This window comes from Duganella sp. Dugasp56 (assembly GCF_047304105.1).
Classification (GTDB): domain Bacteria; phylum Pseudomonadota; class Gammaproteobacteria; order Burkholderiales; family Burkholderiaceae_D; genus Rugamonas; species Rugamonas hordei.
Genome location: NZ_JBGLYQ010000040.1, coordinates 48,253 through 66,874, shown reverse-complemented (window position 1 = coordinate 66,874; position 18,622 = coordinate 48,253). Strand labels below are relative to the sequence as shown.

Sequence of the window (18,622 nt, the reverse complement as noted above, 5' to 3'; positions counted from 1 at the left end):
GGCGTCTCATTCCCGATCGACCAGATGATGACGCTGGCGCGGTTCTTGTCGCGCGTGACCAGGTCCGTCAGCTGCTGGTGGGCGTTGACGTAGACTTCCGGCTTCTCCCACGAGATGGTCCAGTACACCGGTACCTCGGCCCAGACCAGGATGCCCATCTCGTCGGCCAGCCTGATCATCTCCTCGCTGTGCGGATAATGCGCCAGGCGGACGTAGTTGCAGTTCATCTCCTTGGCCCACTGCAGCATCATGCGCATGTCGCCCTCGCCGCGCAGGCGGCCCGGTATCAAGGGGTTCTCGTCGTGCAGCGAGATCCCGCGCAGGAACACCGACTTGCCGTTCAACAGCAGGTCCTGGCCGCGCGTTTCGATGGTGCGGAAGCCGATACGGTCGTTCAGCTTGTCGGTGGCGCCGGCGATGGTGACGGTGTACAGCTTGGGATCTTCCGGCGACCAGTAGCGCATCTTGTTCTTCGCCAGCGGGATACTGACTGCGGCGCGGCCGTCGGCGCCGGTGTGCACGGTGGCCTTGACGCCCGCCTCGGGGATGGTGATCGTCACGTCCTGCGAACGCTGCGCGCCGCTCATCTGCACGAAGCCTTCGATGCGGCCCATGTCGCCCTTGGCCAGCTGGATCTGGTAGTCGGCGATGTAGGTGTCCGGCGCTTCGGCCAGCAGCACGTCGCGGGTGATGCCGCCGTAGTTCCACCAGTCGGTATTCAAAGTCGGGATGTCATCCTGGTGGCGGGTGTTGTCGGCCTTGACGATGACGGTGTTCTGGCCTTTCAGCAGCCGGCCCGTGACTTCGAACTGGAACGGCGTGAAGCCGCCCTTGTGGCTGCCCAGCTTGCGGCCGTTCAGGTAGACGTGCGCTTCATAGTTGACGGCGCCGAAGTAGAGAAAGTACTTCTTGCCTTCCTTGGGATCGGACTGGAACTGCTGGCGCATCCAGACCGTGCCTTCGTAGTTCTCCAGCTTGGCGTTCTGCGAATTCCAGTCGCCGGGAATGGCCAGCGTCGGCGAGCCGTCGAAGCTGTATTCCACCGATTCGCCTTTGTCCTTGGGCTTGCGGTCGTCGTAGAAACCGCCGGAACCGGTGGCGGATTGGTCGAACGGCTGGTGGCGGTAGTTGTAGTAGCCGGCCTCGTAGGGATCGATGATGTAGTTCCAGCGGCCGTCGAGCAGCAGGTGGCTACGGCCGTAGATGTTATGCAGCGTCGGCGGCTGCGTCGACTGCACTGCCGGGACCATGCCCGCGCGCGCGGCCGGTACCACCAACGCCTGGCCCGGCGCCTGGTCGTCCTGCGCCCATGCGGCGGCAAGCGCCGACAGGCATCCCGATACCAACAACAGCTTCAACATACTGCGCATCGTGTCTCCAATTTTTTATTAGCTACTGAATTTACCTTCGTATGCCGGCGGCGTGGCGTCGATATGCAACGTCAGGCGCAGCGGCAGCTTGCCCAGCACCGGTGCCAGATACTCGTTGGCGGCGGCCAGCACGGCGTCGCCGACCGCCGTCACCAGTTCATTGCTGCGGCCGGGCGTGATACGCATGTTCATGTAGACGAACGTGCGTCCCTGCTCGCCGTCGGCCACCGCGTATTGCGCCGCCGGATAAGCCAGCACCCGGGTGCCGTACAGCGGGAACACCAGTGCGCCATTGGCATCCTTCAGCGTGACCAGCGTATGCGACAGCGTCTTGCACAGAGCGCCGATGTCGGCGTGCTGGTCCACGTTGGCGGTGTATTCGATTTTCAGGTGCGGCATGATGTCCTTACTGGTACTTGATGGTCCACTTGATCGTCAACGGTTCCTTCATCGTCAGCTTGCCGGTGCTGCAGGTGACGAGCGACTTCATGGCACCGTACGGTGCCATGAAATCCTTGGATCCATTGGTCGGCGCCACTTCGCACTTCTGCAGGCCGGCGACGCTGTACTCGCCGACGTCGCCCTTGGCGAAAGTGACTGTGCCGCCCTTGATGGTCGGCTGCTCCGAGAACGAAGCGAATTCCAGCACCACCTTGTCTACTTCCTGCGTTCCCACCGGCGTGTAGACGTCGTTGCGGGTCAGTTGGCCGTGCTCCAGCGTGTAAGTGCTCTGCAGCTTGATGCGGTTGTCCTTGACCGGCCCCTTCTTGCCTAGGCGGTCCAGCTCATCCTGGCGATAGCTGACAGTGTAACGCTGACCGTCCTGGCGGGTCTTGATGTCCTTGATCCAGGCCGCGCCGATCAGCTGCGCGCCGTCGGCCATGGTGAACTTCGGCAGCAGCTGCGCATGCGTGCCGCCGCTGTCGGCCACGCCGGAGACGATGCCCGGCGCGAACGGCAGCGGATAGTAAGGGCTGTTGTCATGCTGGCTGCTGCCGCCGTTGATGATGTTCAGGCTGACGATGTGCTTGCCATCGCGGAAAATCGTCAGCGCGCGGTCGTATTCGCCCTGCGCAAACGTGGTGGTGCTGAACTGCGGACGGTTCTTGTCCAGCCACGCCTGCAGGTCGGCCTTCGGCGCCACGTCCTTCATGCCGGCCTTGTTCCAGGTGTCGTTGGTGTAGATCAGCTGGTGCAGCAGCGAGAAGTTCTCGCCAAGGATGCGGTGCTTGCCGCGATAGGCGTCGGTGCGGCGCCCCTTGCCCCACATGTCCAGCGAATTCATGCCCGGGTCGTACCAGAAGTCCATGTAGCGGGCGGCCACGCGCGACGAGAAGGCATACGCATACTGCTTCTCTTCCGGCGTCAGCACGTCGAGGAAGGCCGACACGGACAGTATCTCGACCAGCGCCGTTTCGCCGTAAGGCCCGAGGCTGCGGCCGAAGCTGAAGCCGTCGCCGGCGGTGTTGCCGACGTTGAGGGCGATGTCGGCCGCCTTGCGCAGCAGGCCTTTCAGTTCCGGCGTCGGCTCAAGGCCGGTTTCCAGGAAGCGCTCGCAGATCTCGGCGATCAGCAGGATGCTGTAGCGGTCGAAACGGCCCTCGCCGTCGGTTTCATCGGAGAAGCCGAACTTGCCCGAGTATTTCTTGTAGTGGGTGAGCATCCTGTCGAGCAGGATCTTGGCGCCGCTGTCGTCCTCCCAGCCCATCAGCATGCGCAGTCGCGCGATGCTGAACGCCACGCCGTAGTAGTTGGTCGGCAGGTTGATCAGCTCATACTGCGGCACCGTGACGAAGGTGCGCCAGTCCAGCTGCTTGCGCAGTTTCTCCAGCGTGGCCGGGCTGACGGCCTGCTCCAGCAGGCCCGCCTCCTTCAGCTTGACCAGCGTGCCGATGTAGTAGTAGATGCCCCAGGTGTGGTTGTCCATGCCGACCGTCATGTCGGCGATGTCGCGGTAGTCGCGCAGGCGCTGCGGCAGCGACGGGTCGTCCTTGGCGCTGTTGAGCAGCACGTGGCCCAGGCCCGCCGCGACTTTACCCGGCAGGAATTTGTCGCCCGACTTGAACGGCGCATAGCCGTCGATGATGACGGCCTCCTTTTCCGCGACCAGCTTCTTGAAGAAGTAGTCCAGCTGCTTGTAGGCGTTGTCCTGAACGATGCGGTTCATCGGCGCGGCCGCCAGCGGCGGCACGTAGCTGGCCGGCGATGTCACTGCGGATACCGCGGCGGTCTGCGCGACGGCGGCGCCGGTGGCGGTGGCGGTGAGGATGGCAAGCGCAATCGCGCTCAGGCGGAATCGGGTGGAAGTCATGGGGTGGGCGTCTCAGATTGGTAATTTTATGGAAAACGTTTAACTGATGTTATTTGATTTTGCCGGACAGGTAAAGCCTTGCGCGAAAAAAAACCGGTTCAGCCGTTGCGGTTCTGCGTGGAGCCGCGCAGTATCAGCTGCGGTTCGATCAGGCTGAAGCCGGCCGGCTCGCCGCGGATCCGCGCGATCAACTGCTCCATCGCCGCCGCGCCCAGGCGCTCGCTTTGCAGGTCGACGGTGGTCAGCGGCGGCGATGTGTAGTTACCGAAGCGGATATTGTCGAAGCCAGCCACCGAAATGTCGACCGGCAGGCGGAAGCCCAGCGTCTGCACGGCCTTCATGAAGCCGAGCGCCATCAAGTCGTTGTAGCAGATCAGCGCATCAGGGTGCCCCGAGCCCAGCATGATCGAGGAGCACATGCGCTCTCCCTCCTCCGACGACGGCGCGGCGCCGTCGTACACGGTCAGCTGCAGCCCTTGCGCGGCAAGGCATTCGCGGATGCCGGCCAGCCGCTCCTCGTCGCGGCGCGATTTCGAGAAGCCCAGGTAGGCCACCTTCTTGTGGCCCAGCGCGATCAGGTGGCGCGTCAGCATGCAGGCGCCGCGATGGTCGTCGCCAGCCACCCACGGCAGGTCGCGCGTGGCCAGCCGGCCGAAGAACACCAGCGGCTTTTCCAGCGCGACGATCCAGTCCATCTCCGCCTCGGGGATGCGCGAAATGACGATCATGCCGTCCACGCGGCGGCTCAGCGCCTCCAGCAAGGGACGCTCGCGGTCCGGGTTTTCCTCGGTGTCGACCAGCAGCAGCGTGTAGCCGTGCGCCTGCGCCACCCGGTTGGCCCCCTTGACCACGCCGGTGAAGTGGGGGTTGCCCACGTCCAGCACCGACAGGCCGATGCTCATGGTGCGGCCGGTGATCATCGAGCGCGCCAGCGGATTCGAACGGTATCCCAGATCGGCGATCACCTGCGTCATCGTCGCCTCGACCGCCGGCGAAAACCGCTGCGCGCCGTTGACGAATTTGGACACGGTAGCCGTAGAGACGCCTGCGGCGGCTGCAACATCGCGGATCGTGGGGATAGGTTTTTTCATGAAGCGATTGACCTTGAAAATATTTTCGTTATACTGCTGATTAAACGTTTAACCAAGCCTAACTCCTCAACCATATAAAAGCAAGCCATGACTTCTAGTGTAAAACCATTCAAACGCATACTCCTGACCGGCGCCGGCGGCGGCCTGGGCACCGTCCTGCGCGAGCGCGCCAAGGCATGGGCCGATGTCGTCCGCCTGAACGACGTCAAGGATCTCGGCCCGGCGGCCGAGGGCGAGGAAATCGTCATCGGCGACCTGGGCGACCGCGACGCCGTCCTGAAAATGATGGAAGGGGTGGACGCGGTACTGCATTTCGGCGGCATTTCGGTCGAAGACAAGTTCGAGCCTATCATGAACGCCAACATCCTCGGCCTGCACCACCTGTACGAGGCGGTGCACAAATGCGGCGTCAAGCGCGTGATCTACGCCAGCTCCAGCCACGTGGTCGGCTTCTACGAAACCACGCAGCTGGTCGACGCCAGCATGCCGCTGCGCCCGGACGGCTTTTACGGCGTGTCGAAGGCCTTCGGCGAGGCGCTGTCGCGTTACTACTACGACCGCTTCGGCACCGAGACCGTCTGCCTGCGCATCGGTTCCTCGTTCCCCGAGCCTAAAAACTCGCGCATGATGGTGACCTACCTGGCCTACGACGACCTGGTGGAACTGATCCGCTGCTCGCTGTTCACGCCGCGCGTCGGCCACACGATCACCTTCGGCACCTCGGACAATCCGACCAAGTGGTGGGACAACAAGCACGCTTCGCACCTGGGTTACGCGCCGAAGCACAGCTCCAGCGAATTCGCCGCCAGCTTCCCGAACAACGCCGACTATCCGGCCAAGGACGACGCGCCGACCGTCTACCAGGGCGGCCCGTTCGTCACCGCGGGACCGATGTACAAATAACGCCGCACCCTCAAAAAAATATAAACGAGACGCCCACATGAAACCAACCTATCTGCACGCCGCCGTGCTGGCCGCCTTCACGGCGGCCGCACTGCCCGCAATGCCATCATTTGCCGCCGAAGCGCCAACCACCGAAGCGGCCGCGCCGTCGGCCGCCATCAATCCGAAGGCGGTGCTGAACGCGATGGAGCGCGTGGCCGACTGGCAGCTGGCCAACCCCAGCAAGCACCGCATCGACGACTGGACGCAGGCGGTGGGCGATACCGGTTTCATGGCCCTGGTGGGCATCTCGGGCGACCGCAAATACCGCGACGCCATGATCGCCGTCGGCGAAAAGAACGAATGGAAGCTCGGTCCCAACCACTACCACGCGGACGACCACATCATCGGCCAGACCTACGCCGAACTGTATCTGCAGATGCGCGACCGGAAGATGATCGCGCCGATGCGCGCCAGCTTCGACGACATCCTGGCCAACCGCCGCAGCGGCACGCTGGAGTTCACCGTCAAGGGCAACCAGGAACGCTGGTCGTGGTGCGACGCGCTGTTCATGGGCCCTCCGACCTGGCTGCGCCTGTGGGCCGTCACCGGCGACCAGCGCTACCTGGACTTCGCCGTCAGCGAATGGTGGGTCACCTCGGACTACCTGTACGACAAGGAAGAGCACCTGTACTTCCGCGACTCGAACTACTTCGACAAGCGCGAGGCCAACGGCAAGAAGGTCTACTGGGGACGCGGCAACGGCTGGGTGATGGGAGGCCTGGTGCGCATGCTGCAGTACCTGCCGGTCAACCATCCGGACCGTCCGCGCTTCGTCCAGCAGTACCAGGATATGTCGGCACGGCTGCTGAAGCTGCAGCAGGCCGATGGTCTGTGGCGCGCCAGCCTGCTCGATCCGGACAGCTACCCGATGAAGGAATCTAGCGGCTCGGCGCTGTATGCCTACGCCTTCGCCTGGGGCGTCAACCAGGGCCTGCTGGACGCCAAGGCCTACAAGCCGGCGGTGCAGAAAGCCTGGACCGCGCTGGTGGCCAACGTGCAGGCCGACGGCAAGCTGACCCACGTGCAGCCTATCGGCTTGGCGCCGAAGGTCTTCGACGACAGCGCCACCGAAGTCTATGGCGTCGGCGGCTTCCTGCTGGCCGGCAGCGAGGTGTATCGCATGGCGGTGCTGGACAAGGCCAAGCCGCAGACGGTCACCGTGACCAACGGCACCGACGGTCTGCGCGGCGACGAGCTGGTGGAAGTGGCGCTGGGATCGGGTCTCAAAGCCCCCGTGGTGATGGACGCCTCCACCTCCGCCATCCTCAATTCGCAAGTGATCGGCAAGCAGCTGCTGTTCTCGGTCAACCTGCCCGCCGGCGACACGCACCGCTACCTGGTGCTGCCGGCCGAGCGCCTTGCCGCCGTGCCGCCGGCCGACGTCAAGACGCACGCCCGCTTCGTGCCGGAGCGCCTCGACGATTTCGCCTGGGAGAGCGACCGCATCGTCCACCGCGTCTACGGCCCGTCCATCATCAACGATCCGAAGGAACACCTGATCAGCAGCGGCGTCGACGTCTGGGTCAAGAAGGTGCGCTACCCGGTGGTGGATAAATGGTACAAGAACGGCGAGTATCACAAGGACCACGGCGAAGGCCTGGACTACTACCACGTGGGCCAGAACCGCGGCTGCGGCGGCACCACCGTCTATACCGACAATGCGCTGCACAACTCGTCCAACTACCAGAGCTGGAAGGTGCTGGCGGACGGCCCGCTGCGCTCCGTGTTCGAACTCAGTTTCGGCAAGTGGGACGCGGGCAGCGGCCGCATGGTGTCGGAAGTGAAGCGCTACTCGATCGACGCCGGCTCCAACATGACCCGCGTGGAAAGCAAGTACACCGCCACCGGCAAGGGCCCGCTGACGGTCGGCGTCGGCATCGTCCAGCGCGACCAGCCGGGCGAATACGTCACCGACGCAGCCGGCGGCTGGGCCAGTTACTGGGAGCCGCAGCACGGCGAAGACGGCACCACCGGCTGCGGCGTGATCCTGCCGGCCGGCGCCAGCGGCTTCGCCGTCGCCGACAAGCAGCAGCTGACGCTCGGTACCGCGCAGCCGGGCAAGCCCTTCGTCTATTACTTCGGCGCCGGCTGGAGCAAGAGCGGCGACTTCGCCGACGGCGCCGCCTGGCAAGCCTATGTCCGCAACTACGCGCAGAAGCTGAAGGCGCCGTTGAAGGTCAGCTTGAAATAGTTCTGCATCACCGCCGGCGGTCCGCGCGCCCGCCGGCGTATTTTTTAAGCCTGAATGGTAGCGCTTCCACAAAGCAGTTTAATAGTACTTAATAATATTTCTGGAGACATCATGCAATCATCCTTACCGACGCTGCGACCCATCACGGCCGCAGTGGCACTCGCCCTGCTGGCAGCAGCCCACACCGCTTCCGCCCAGCAGGCCACGCCCGTCGACAGCGGCAAGCTCGAATCCGTCGTCGTCACCGCCAACAAGCGCGCACAAAACCTGCAGGACGTGCCGGCCTCGATCACCGTGCTGGGCGACGCCGTGCTGCAGCGCTCCAACGTGCGCGACCTGGAAGACATCCCGTCGCTGTCGCCGGCGCTGACGCTGTCCTACGGCACGCAGCCGGGCAACTTCAGCATCAATATGCGCGGCATCGGCACCTTCTCGCTGGGCATCGGCGTCGAGGCCGACGTGTCGGTCATCGTCGACGATATCCCGCTCGGCATGCAGGCCGGCGCGTTCAAGGACCTGGCCGACGTCTACCGCATCGAAGTGCTGAAGGGCCCGCAATCGACCTTGTTCGGCAAGAGCTCGATCGCCGGCGCGCTGAACATCACCACCAAGCCGATCGGCGGCCCGATCAAGACCAACGTCAGCACCTACATCACCGACGACCATGAATGGCGCGGCGGCTTCAGCGTCAGCGGCTCCGTGTCCGACAACCTGCGCATGCGCCTGGCGGCCAGCAAGACCAGCTACCAGGGCACCCTGAACGACCTGACCACCGGCGGCCACCTGAACGGCAGCAAGGGCGACAACCTCAGCGGCAAGCTGGAGTGGACGCCGATCGACCAATTGACCGTCACGCTGACTCCGCACTACAACCGCACCGAGAAGTTCTGCTGCTCGAGCGCCTACAGCTACATGTCGCCGGGAGGCATCTACCGCAACGCGCCGCAGCTGCCGGTCTCGCTGGTGCTGGCCGGCATCAACATCGGCCCGGGCAACCGCGACGTGCGCAACGACTACCCGACCGGCGGCAAGTTCCATGACGTGGGCACAGGCGTCAAGCTGGACTGGGCCTTCGATCCGAACGGTCCGCTGGCCGGCCACACGCTGAGCTCGATCTCGTCCTACAGCCGCTACCATATGGACGACTACCAGGACAACGACAACACCGACGTCGACATCCTGCCCTTCCTGCTGCTGCCGAACGGCAAGCCGACCGGCATGCACGGCGGCCTGTTCCAGTACGGCTCGTTCGACGTCCATTCGACCACCCAGGAATTGCGCCTGACCTCGCCGGACAAGGGCGCGGTGCGCTACGTGGCCGGCCTGTGGTACGGCAAGAACTGGCTCAACCGCGAGCTGACCAAGGCGCCGCTGATCCAGGCCTACGGTACCTCGTACGGCGCCGACGCGTGGAACATCAGCAAGGCCATCTACGGCCAGGGTTCGTGGGATTTCGTGCCGAACACCAGCCTGATCCTGGGCGGCCGCTACAACGACGAAGACACCGGCTATAACTTCCGCCGCTACACGGTGCCGCCGCAATCGTTCGCGCAGACCGAGTTCTATCACAAGGAAGACAACGACAAGAGCTTCACCGGCAAGCTGGGCCTGGAGCACCGCATCAACAAGGACAGCATGGTCTACGGCATGGCCTCGACCGGCCACAAGGGCGTGGCCTATGACCTGACGTCGGGCTTCACCGCCGCCACCGCCAAGCTGCCGGCCGTCAAGCCGGAAACCGCGCGCAGCTACGAGATCGGCCTGAAGCAAAGCCTGCTGGACAACCGCGCGATGTTCAGCGCGGCGCTGTTCCGCACCAACTTCAAGAACTTCCAGCAATCGTCGAGCTTCTTCGACGCCGACGGCACCTACCGCACCGGCTTGAACAGCATCGGCGGCCTGCGCACCCAGGGCGTGGAAGTCGAGGGCAGCATCCGCGTGACCCGCGAGCTGCAGCTGAACGGCAGTTTCGCCTACACCGAGGCGACCGTGCAATCGTTCGAGAACGGCCCTTGCTACAACGTGCTGAACGCCACCGGCACCGGCACCGTGCCGGGACCGGGCTGCGCCAACAGCCCGAAGTACAACAACACCAATGTGCAGAATCTGGCCGGCAAGACGCTGCCGAACGCGCCCAAGATCAAGGTCAACCTGGGCGGCCAGTATGACGTGGTGCTGCCGTCGCAGAGCTTCAACGGCTTCGTCGCGGCCACCACGCGCTACCAGAGCCGCACGCAGTTCTCGCTGAGCCAGGATCCGATGACGGTCCAGGGGGCCTACAGCATCACCAACCTGAGCGTCGGCGTGAAGGACAAGCAGGACCGCTACAAGTTCACCTTCCTGGTCAACAACCTGTTCGACAAGCGCTACGCGGCAGGCCTGAACAACGGCTATGCCAACAGCAACTGGAGCAGCAAGGCGCCCAACACGCCGCTGGTGGTCAATACCACCGAGTGGCTGCCGCCGCGCGACTTCCAGCGCTACTTCGGCGCCCGCCTGGACATGACGTTCTAAGAGTTTAGTAGCACAGGCATCACCTCGCATCTCCCTCTTACCGGCTTGCGGCCGCACAGCAGCCACCGGTTTTTCGCCCCCTGTCCGCCTCCCCTATGCGCGGCCAGGGGGCTTTTTTTTATTTTTCCGGCGTCACCTGCAGGCGCTTGATCGCGCGGTTCTTGCCGTAGGTGGCGGTGACCAGCAGCGCGCTGCCGCAGCGGGCGCGGTAGACATAGGTGCGCTCCTCGCCGTCGACGCTGCGCTTCAGCAGTTCCAGCGGCGGCGCGGCCGGGCAGGCGCGCACCAGCGCGGCGCCGTCGGCCTCCGGACCGGCGGCTTGCTTCGCGATAGCCGCGGCCACCTCCCTGGTCACCTCCGGTTCCACGTCCTCGATGGGCTTGGGCGCTTGCGCCATGGCGCAGCCAGAGGCCAACGCAACCACTGGAAGGAGGGAAATCAATCGGTACATACACGCCTTTCGTGAGATTTTTACGCCCCATCTTAGCGCCGCGCGCGGGCGGCCGCCATGTCTCATTTTTAACAGAACGCCGCAAAATGTCTAAAAAGGCCTGATTTTACAAATGGCAAAAAGGCATGGCTATACTCGTCGGGCACCAGTCGCTCAGCACCAGCCGGACATCGGCTCGCATACCGAATAAACCAATATTGATAGGAGTCCCTGCAGCATGCGCCAATTCGCCCGCCCATTACTTGCATCCCTGATCGTCCTGGCTTACGCGGGCACCGCGCACGCCGGCAGCTACTCGGTCGACAACCTCACCCTGTTCTCGGCCACCGCCGCCACCTCGCCCGACGACGTGCTGCGCCAGAACGCCGAGCGCTTCGGCCTGCCAGCCTCGCTGAACAACCTGACCTTGGTCAAGGTGCAGGAATCCATCACCGGCAAGCACTACCACTATCAGCAGATGCTGCGCGGCCTGCCGGTCGACCGCGCCGAGATCATCGTCTCCATCGGCAAGAACGGCCAGCTGCAAAAGATTTTCAATGAAACCCGCTACATCTCCGACAAGGTCGACGCCAACGCCGTCAACCAGCTGTACAACAAGTCGCAGATCAGCGAAGAGCAGGCACTGGACCTGGGCTGGAACAACATGAAGGTGCAGCATCCGCTGGTGGCCGCGCCGGGCACCGAGCTGGTGTGGGTACCGACCAAGGATGGCGTGCAACTGGCGCGCAAGGTGACCATCGAGGCGCAGATGCCGACCGGCGGCTTCGTCCAGTACCTGAACGCGCATGACGGCACCGTCATCGATTCCTACACCACCTCGCTGCCGCGCAAGGGCGAGCGCTCGCTGGCCGCGCGCGCCAACGTCGGCGGCCCTGTGCTCGACCGCAGCGCCGCCACCCGCTCCGTGAGCCGCCAGGGCGGGCACACCGCGGCGGCCGCGCAAACCGTGGCCTCCGGCATCAACGGTTCCGGCTATGCCTTCGATCCGGATCCGCGCACGGTGCTGAACACCGACGCGCTGACCGACACTTCGGCCGCTTCCGCCTTCGACGCCGCCTACTCGACCAAGACGCTGCGCGACCTGACGGTGACCTCCGGCGTCTACAAGCTGAGCGGCCCGTTCGTCAACATCAAGAACATCGAAGCGCCGGCCACCGCGCCGAGCACCACCACCAACGGCGTATGGACGGCCAAGCGCGGCAACAACGCGTTTGACGACACCAACGTCTACTTCCACCTGGACCAGAGCCAGCGCTACATCCAGTCGCTCGGCTTCACCGGCACCAAGTCCATCATCAACCGTCCGCTGGACGTCGACACCGACGGCGTCAACGGCGACGACAACTCGCACTACAGCGGCGGCGCGGCCGGCTCGGACTACCTGGCCTTCGGCCACGGCTGCGTGAACGACAGCGAAGACGCCGACGTGATCCTGCACGAATACGGCCACGGCATCCAGGCCAACATCGACTCCAGCTGGACCGGCGGCGACACCGGCGCCATGGGCGAAGGCTTCGGCGACTACTGGGCCGCGTCGTACTCCTACAGCACCCCCAACGGCAAGATCTACCATCCGGAATGGGCATTCAGCTGGGACGGCCACGGCGCCTGCTGGGCCGGCCGCATGCTGAACCGCACCGACGCCAAGTACAACGCCAGCAAGACCTACGCCGCGCACCAGTCGGTGACCGAAGGCGGCGTGACGTTCCAGTCGGACGAATTGTGGTCGGCGCCGCTGTACCAGGCCATGGTGGCGCTGATCGCCGCCGGCAAGCCGCGCTCGAACATCGACCAGATCATCCTGGAAGCGCACTTCGGCCTGGGCAGCAACGTCAAGATGCCGGCCATGGCCACCGCCATCGTCAACGCGGCCAAGACGCTGTTCCCTTCGGACCTGAGCTACGCCAACACCTTCCAGGCCAAGTTTGAAGCGCAGAACATCCTGTCGTCGGTACCCGGCGGCCCGACCATCGCCGAAGTGGAAAGCAATAACACCACCGCCACCGCGCAAGCGCTGACCACGGCCGGCACCACGGTCAACGGCACGCTCAGCGCCTCGACCGATGTGGACTACTACAAGGTCGTGCTGCCGGCCGGTAAAACACTGACCGTGACCATGACCCCGAACGCCAGCTCGGACTACGACCTGGAGCTGTACAACAGCAGCGGCACCAAGGTGGCGTCCAGCGTCAAGGGCGCGGGCCAGGCCGACAGCGTCAGCTACGGCACGGCAGGCACGCTGTACGCCAAGGTGATCTACTACAGCGGCGGCACCGGCGCCACCAACGGCAAGTACACGCTGCTGGCCAACTGGTAAGCGCCGGCATCCCCTGCAACAAATAGCTCCTCACAACGCCCCTTCCCGGGGCGTTTTTTTTGCCTCGGCGCATAAAACCGCATTACGCTTGAGTCAGATTCAGAATCGGACGCCGCGAACATGGTAAGCTTCGACCCCGGCGCCCCTGCGGCAGCATCACTCCCGTCAACTTCCACGCGTAAATACTTAATTCATGGATATCGTTCTCGCACTCAAAGCCCTGATCATGGGCCTGGTAGAAGGCTTCACGGAATTTCTGCCGATTTCCTCCACCGGCCACCTGATCCTGGCGGAGCACCTGCTGGGCTTCCACGGCATGGAAGAAAAGATGAAAGTGTTCGAGATCGTCATCCAGGCCGGCGCCATTTTCGCCGTCTGCTGGGAATACCGCGCCCGCATCGCCGCCGTGCTGACCGGCCTGGGCGACCCGAAACAGCAGCGCTTCGCGCTCAACGTGCTGATCGCCTTCCTGCCGGCCGCCGTGCTGGGCGTGCTGTTCAACAAGGCCATCAAGGCCGTGCTGTTCGCGCCGGTGCCGGTGGCGCTGGCCTTCATCGTCGGCGGCTTCGTCATCCTGTGGGTGGAAAAGCGCGAAAAGGCCAATCCGGCCATGGCCCGCATCAATTCGGTCGACGACATCACGCCGATGGACGCCATCAAGATCGGCATCGCCCAGGCGTTCGCGCTGATCCCGGGCACCAGCCGCTCCGGCGCCACCATCATGGGCAGCATGATCTTCGGCCTGTCGCGCAAGGTGGCCACCGAGTTCTCGTTCTTCCTGGCGATTCCGACGCTGCTGGGCGCCACCGTGTATTCGCTGTACAAGGAACGCGCGCTGCTGTCGGCCTCCGACCTGCCGCTGTTCTCGATCGGCACCGTGGCCGCGTTCATCTCGGCCTTCCTGTGCGTGCGCTGGCTGCTGCGCTATATCAGCTCGCACACCTTCACCGCGTTTGCCTGGTACCGCATCGCCTTCGGCCTGATGGTACTGGTCACCGGCTACACCGGCGTCATCGTCTGGGCCGACTAACACCTTTGCAGTAGAAGCGAGTAGTAGAAATGAGTCATCAGGAAAATAACGAGCGCGCCCTTCACCTGCTGCAGACCGTGTTCGGCTACCCAGCCTTCCGCGGCCACCAGGCGGAGATCGTCGGCCACGTCAGCGGTGGCGGCGACGCGCTGGTCCTGATGCCCACCGGCGGCGGCAAGTCGCTGTGCTACCAGATCCCGGCGCTGGTGCGCGACGGCGTCGGCGTCGTCATCTCGCCGCTGATCGCGCTGATGCAGGACCAGGTCGACGCGCTGGCCGAGGTGGGCGTGCGCGCGGCCTTCCTGAACTCGACCCAGACCTACGAGGAAGCGAGCCGCATCGAGCGGCTGGTGCGCACCGGCGAGATCGACCTGGTCTACGTGGCGCCCGAGCGGCTGATGACGGAGCGCTGCCTGAACCTGTTCCAGGCGTCGAAGATCGCGCTGTTCGCCATCGACGAGGCGCACTGCGTATCGCAATGGGGTCACGACTTCCGGCCGGAATACATCAAGCTGTCGGTGCTGCACGAGCAGTTCCCCAACGTGCCGCGCATCGCGCTGACCGCCACCGCCGATCCGCAGACCCGCGCCGAAATCGTCCACCGCCTGCAGCTGGGCGACGCGATGCAGTTCGTGTCCTCGTTCGACCGCCCCAACATCCGTTACCAGATCGTCGAGAAGGCCAACGGCCGCAAGCAGCTGCTGGACTTCATCACCACCGAGCATGGCGGCGACTGCGGCATCGTCTACTGCCTGTCGCGCAAGAAGGTCGAGGAGACCGCCGAGTTCTTGAATGAGAACGGCGTGCGCGCGATGGCCTACCACGCCGGCATGGACCACGCCAAGCGCGCCGCCAACCAAGCCAAATTCCTGCGCGAAGAGAACATCGTCATGTGCGCCACCATCGCCTTCGGCATGGGCATCGACAAACCCAACGTGCGCTTCGTCTGCCACCTGGACCTGCCCAAGAGCATCGAGGGCTACTACCAGGAGACCGGCCGCGCGGGCCGCGACGGCGATCCGTCCAGCGCGTGGATGGCCTACGGCCTGCAGGACGTGGTGCTGCAGCGCCGGATGATCGACGAATCGGAGGCCGACGAAACCTTCAAGCGCGTGCTGGGCAACAAGCTCGACGCGATGCTGGGCCTGTGCGAAACGTTGAGCTGCCGGCGCGTGCGCCTGCTGGACTACTTCGGAGAAAGCTCCGGTCCTTGCGGCAATTGCGACACCTGTCTGATCCCGCCGGTGTCCTTCGACGGCACGGTGCCGGTGCAGAAGCTGCTGTCGGCGGTGTACCGCGTCGACCAGCGCTTCGCGGCCGGCCATGTGATCGAGGTGCTGCGCGGCGTCGAGACGGACCGCATCAAGACCTGGCATCACGATTCGCTGTCGGTATTCGGCATCGGCGCCGACCGCACCGAAGCCGAATGGCGCGCGATCCTGCGCCAGGTGATCGCGCTCGGGCTGGTGACGGTCGACCATGAACAATACAGCTCGCTCAAGCTGACCGACGCCGCGCGCCCGGTGTTGAAGGGTGGGCAGAAGGTGCAGCTGCGACAGTACCAGAAGCCGGTCAAGCAAAAGAGCCCGAGCCGGGCGGCGAAGGGCTATGTGGAGAGCGATCTGTCGCCGCGTGAGCAGGCCATCTTCGACAAGCTGCGCTGGTGGCGGGTGGAGACGGCGCGCGCGCACGACGTCGCGGCCTACATCATCTTCAACGACGCCACGCTGCGCGAGATCGCCAAGGCGCGGCCGACCACGCTGTCCGACCTGCGCGGCATTTCCGGCGTCGGCGAGAAGAAGCTGGCGTCCTATGGCGACGAGATCGTGGCCATGATCAGCGAGATGGAATAAGCATGCAGCCGGCGGCCATTTTCAACCATTCGCTGACGCAATTGCGCGGCATGCTGCAAAAGATAGAGGCCAGCAGCGGCGACGTACTGGCCGCCCGCCTGCACGAGGACATGCTGCCGTTTGCCTCGCATGTGCGTGCCACCACCAACTTCGCGCTGCGCGGCTGCTGCGCGCTGGCGGGACTCGATACGGTGAGCTTCGATGGCGGCGAACCATCCTTCGCCGCGCTGGCCAGGCAGATCGACGATACGATGGACCATATCGCCGCGATTCCGCCGGAGCGCTTTGACGGCTCCGCCGAACGCCTGTGCCGCGACCGCGCCGGCTTTGCCGACATCGCGCTGCCTGGCGACGAATACCTGAACCTGTACATCCTGCCGAACTTCTACTTCCACTTCAGCATGGTGTATGCCATCGCGCGCAGCCAGGGCGCGGCCATCGGCAAGCAGGACTTCGACGGCTACCACCTGTACGCGCCTGGCTTCTCGTTCGAGCAGCCAGCGCGATAAAATCTGCTCAGCGATTAATTGCCCGCAACCGGCACATACCCTTTGCCCTCGCAAGCGCCACCGGCCGCAGGGACAAGCTCACCGCTCGGCGACGGCAGCAACTGTGGATCACCATAGTACGATGCTGGTGTCGCGGCTGTGCTGAATTCGCTGACAAAAACGCTGGGGCTCGTGGTCGTCAAGGGATGCGCAATCCCATCAATATTTCCAGTTTCCTTCAGAAGCCATCCTGCATCCGGCAGTGGATTCGGGTCCGGATAGAAACAGTTGCGGCTGAAATCGATACTGCGGTATCCATCCCAAGGCAGGTCGATGCGTACAAGCGAATTGATCGGATTGAAGAACACATTGTCGGTGATCGCGATATTGCGCATTGGTGACGTAGCCGCGTACATCAACACGTCGGCCCCCTCTTTGTTCTTCCTCTGTGCGTGGCTCCAGCCACGACCAGACCCGACACAAGTATTGTGCGAGAACGTCACGCCCGTGGTACTGGAGCCAACGCTTCCTCCTTGGTTCCACAATTCGAAGCACTGCTCGGCGTTCAACACATAGTTGTTGGCAAAGGTCACGCCGTTAACGATGCTGACGCCCTGGCCTTGAGCGGTCAGGGCCGAATCGTAAATCTGCGAAAGGCGGCTGTTCCGCACAGTGACGGTGTCCGCCGCCAGCCAGAACTGGATGCCGTTGCCGTAGCGTGTGAGGGGATCCAGCAGGCTGCCGCCAATATATGAAAGGTCCAGACGGTCAAACGTGATCCGTTTTACGCCGCCAAGACCGACACCATGCGCGCCGCCGTAACGCAGATCCAGATCCTGCACCAGCAAATCGGTGTTGCTCGCATTCTTTTTGATAGAAACGATGGTATTGCCCTGAGCCGCCTCGATCTGACTATGCAGCGTCGCAGGATTTTGATAGGAGCGCAACTTCACCTGCATTTTCTTCGGATCGAACCAGAACTTGCCATCTTGATCGAGATCGGCTTCATTCAGCACCTTCACGCCGACCGACGCTTCGCCGTCAAAGATCAAATTGCCGACGTCCGCGGTCAGCGCCCGGTCACAATCGAACTCCTTGAAGCTGAGGCCGTCGATATTGAGCGTCGAACCTGCTGCGCCTGCTCCGCCCAAGGCGAATGCGACCCGTCCGTCGGGTACGGTGGTGATTGCCTGAAACAGAACGTCATAGTTATCCCACGTTGTACCGATTGTCCACATCGCCGGTGCGTTCTTCAGAATGCCGACGGTCGTACCGGGACTGGTGTTTTGCACCAGGATGGCGATCGCGGCCTTTGGAGCAAACGGCGCGCTGGCCATTGCGTGGAAAGAGAATTTGTAGCACTTCCCGGCTGTTACCTGCCCGACGCCCGCATACAGCATCGCGTCGCTGGTCTGGTCCGTGCCCTGGAAACTATTGAATGTGACTTTTGCGCTGGCGGTGGTGGCGCTCGGCGGCGCCTCCTGCGGGAAGTAAGTCGCTAGGTCGCGGGCGACAGAAGTGATGATGCCGTGCGGGCTATAAACGGACCAGCCTGACACGTTGGTGGAGAAATCGGTGTTGCTCAGTTTCTCACTTGAGATGGTGACCAGCTGAGAAGCCCAAATCTGGCTGCCAGTACTCGTTTGCACCCAATCGGCCAAGGCGTTGAGCGGCGCCGACCCCAGCAGCCGCGGCTTGTTGCCTACGCCATAGGCGCCATAAGTCACCACGCCGCCAGTAAGGGTGCCGCCTTGCATTTGCAGCGATCCCCGCCATTGACCGCCGCGTTTGAAGAGAACCGAATCGCCGGGTGCCAAAGTCTTCAGATTGAGCTTGTACAGGTTCTGCCAAGCCGTCGCCTCCGTCAACCCGTCATTGCTGTCCGAACCATTGATACTGTCCAAGTGATACACATTGGCAGCCTGGGTGGCACCGCCGTAAGCAGCCAAGCCGGCGGCAATAGCGAGCGCCAGCACTGTCCTATAGCAATTCTTCATGGAATTCCCAGCAGTTAATAATTGATAAGAATGTTGATTCTATATTGAAAATATAACATTCTTA

Annotated in this window: 13 protein-coding genes; 7 read left to right on the top strand and 6 right to left on the bottom strand. The window is 63.5% G+C overall.

Annotated features, from left to right (window positions below):
- The 4 genes from ACCD07_RS24610 to ACCD07_RS24595 all read right to left on the bottom strand — a co-directional run.
- Positions 1 to 1,370: glycoside hydrolase family 2 protein (locus tag ACCD07_RS24610; RefSeq protein ID WP_413448869.1), on the bottom strand; the 1,370-nt coding region annotated here is incomplete at its 3' end.
- An 18-nt stretch (positions 1,371 to 1,388) separates the two neighbouring features.
- Positions 1,389 to 1,769, bottom strand: coding sequence for a 5-carboxymethyl-2-hydroxymuconate isomerase (locus ACCD07_RS24605; RefSeq protein ID WP_413448868.1), 381 nt, complete (start codon positions 1,767 to 1,769; stop codon positions 1,389 to 1,391).
- Positions 1,770 to 1,776: 7 nt separating this feature from the next.
- On the bottom strand, positions 1,777 to 3,681 hold the full coding sequence (locus ACCD07_RS24600) for a hypothetical protein (RefSeq protein ID WP_413448867.1): 1,905 nt from the start codon (positions 3,679 to 3,681) through the stop codon (positions 1,777 to 1,779).
- Between the two features lie 98 nt (positions 3,682 to 3,779).
- Entirely contained in the window at positions 3,780 to 4,772 is a 993-nt protein-coding gene (locus ACCD07_RS24595) for a LacI family DNA-binding transcriptional regulator (protein ID WP_413448866.1), read from the bottom strand.
- A gap of 87 nt (positions 4,773 to 4,859) precedes the next feature.
- On the opposite strand from ACCD07_RS24595, the gene ACCD07_RS24590 reads away from it, so the two are divergent.
- The 3 genes from ACCD07_RS24590 to ACCD07_RS24580 all read left to right on the top strand — a co-directional run bounded on the left by ACCD07_RS24590 (position 4,860) and on the right by ACCD07_RS24580 (position 10,422).
- Entirely contained in the window at positions 4,860 to 5,675 is an 816-nt protein-coding gene (locus ACCD07_RS24590; RefSeq protein WP_176652173.1) for an NAD-dependent epimerase/dehydratase family protein, read from the top strand.
- A 37-nt stretch (positions 5,676 to 5,712) separates the two neighbouring features.
- On the top strand, positions 5,713 to 7,908 hold the full coding sequence (locus ACCD07_RS24585; RefSeq protein WP_413448865.1) for a glycoside hydrolase family 88 protein: 2,196 nt from the start codon (positions 5,713 to 5,715) through the stop codon (positions 7,906 to 7,908).
- Positions 7,909 to 8,019: 111 nt separating this feature from the next.
- Positions 8,020 to 10,422, top strand: coding sequence for a TonB-dependent receptor (locus ACCD07_RS24580; protein WP_176652171.1), 2,403 nt, complete (start codon positions 8,020 to 8,022; stop codon positions 10,420 to 10,422).
- Between the two features lie 118 nt (positions 10,423 to 10,540).
- Here the strand turns inward: ACCD07_RS24580 and ACCD07_RS24575 are convergent, their stop codons facing one another.
- Positions 10,541 to 10,819, bottom strand: a complete 279-nt coding sequence (locus ACCD07_RS24575; protein ID WP_413448864.1) for a hypothetical protein — start codon at positions 10,817 to 10,819, stop codon at positions 10,541 to 10,543.
- A gap of 271 nt (positions 10,820 to 11,090) precedes the next feature.
- On the opposite strand from ACCD07_RS24575, the gene ACCD07_RS24570 reads away from it, so the two are divergent.
- From ACCD07_RS24570 to ACCD07_RS24555, 4 genes are all read left to right on the top strand, one after another.
- Complete coding sequence (locus tag ACCD07_RS24570; protein WP_413448863.1) at positions 11,091 to 13,190, top strand: hypothetical protein; 2,100 nt, start codon at positions 11,091 to 11,093, stop codon at positions 13,188 to 13,190.
- Between the two features lie 193 nt (positions 13,191 to 13,383).
- Positions 13,384 to 14,220, top strand: coding sequence for an undecaprenyl-diphosphate phosphatase (locus tag ACCD07_RS24565; RefSeq protein ID WP_176652168.1), 837 nt, complete (start codon positions 13,384 to 13,386; stop codon positions 14,218 to 14,220).
- 29 nt (positions 14,221 to 14,249) lie between these two features.
- Positions 14,250 to 16,073, top strand: a complete 1,824-nt coding sequence (gene recQ, locus ACCD07_RS24560) for a DNA helicase RecQ (protein WP_176652167.1) — start codon at positions 14,250 to 14,252, stop codon at positions 16,071 to 16,073.
- Between the two features lie 2 nt (positions 16,074 to 16,075).
- Entirely contained in the window at positions 16,076 to 16,582 is a 507-nt protein-coding gene (locus ACCD07_RS24555; RefSeq protein ID WP_413448862.1) for a DUF1993 domain-containing protein, read from the top strand.
- Between the two features lie 14 nt (positions 16,583 to 16,596).
- Here the strand turns inward: ACCD07_RS24555 and ACCD07_RS24550 are convergent, their stop codons facing one another.
- A complete protein-coding gene (locus tag ACCD07_RS24550) occupies positions 16,597 to 18,558 on the bottom strand; it encodes a hypothetical protein (protein ID WP_413448861.1) in 1,962 nt (653 codons plus the stop codon).
- Positions 18,559 to 18,622: the final 64 nt, after the last annotated feature.

Excerpts from the sequence above, each read along its gene's own strand:
- ACCD07_RS24550 (WP_413448861.1), bottom strand. The coding sequence starts at position 18,558 with ATGAAGAATTGCTATAGGACAGTGCTGGCGCTCGCTATTGCCGCCGGC.
- ACCD07_RS24580 (WP_176652171.1), top strand. The coding sequence starts at position 8,020 with ATGCAATCATCCTTACCGACGCTGCGACCCATCACGGCCGCAGTGGCA.
- ACCD07_RS24600 (WP_413448867.1), bottom strand. The coding sequence starts at position 3,681 with ATGACTTCCACCCGATTCCGCCTGAGCGCGATTGCGCTTGCCATCCTC.
- ACCD07_RS24595 (WP_413448866.1), bottom strand. The coding sequence starts at position 4,772 with ATGAAAAAACCTATCCCCACGATCCGCGATGTTGCAGCCGCCGCAGGC.
- ACCD07_RS24605 (WP_413448868.1), bottom strand. The coding sequence starts at position 1,769 with ATGCCGCACCTGAAAATCGAATACACCGCCAACGTGGACCAGCACGCC.
- recQ (WP_176652167.1), top strand. The coding sequence starts at position 14,250 with ATGAGTCATCAGGAAAATAACGAGCGCGCCCTTCACCTGCTGCAGACC.
- ACCD07_RS24565 (WP_176652168.1), top strand. The coding sequence starts at position 13,384 with ATGGATATCGTTCTCGCACTCAAAGCCCTGATCATGGGCCTGGTAGAA.
- ACCD07_RS24555 (WP_413448862.1), top strand. The coding sequence starts at position 16,076 with ATGCAGCCGGCGGCCATTTTCAACCATTCGCTGACGCAATTGCGCGGC.
- ACCD07_RS24570 (WP_413448863.1), top strand. The coding sequence starts at position 11,091 with ATGCGCCAATTCGCCCGCCCATTACTTGCATCCCTGATCGTCCTGGCT.
- ACCD07_RS24575 (WP_413448864.1), bottom strand. The coding sequence starts at position 10,819 with ATGGCGCAAGCGCCCAAGCCCATCGAGGACGTGGAACCGGAGGTGACC.
- ACCD07_RS24590 (WP_176652173.1), top strand. The coding sequence starts at position 4,860 with ATGACTTCTAGTGTAAAACCATTCAAACGCATACTCCTGACCGGCGCC.
- ACCD07_RS24585 (WP_413448865.1), top strand. The coding sequence starts at position 5,713 with ATGAAACCAACCTATCTGCACGCCGCCGTGCTGGCCGCCTTCACGGCG.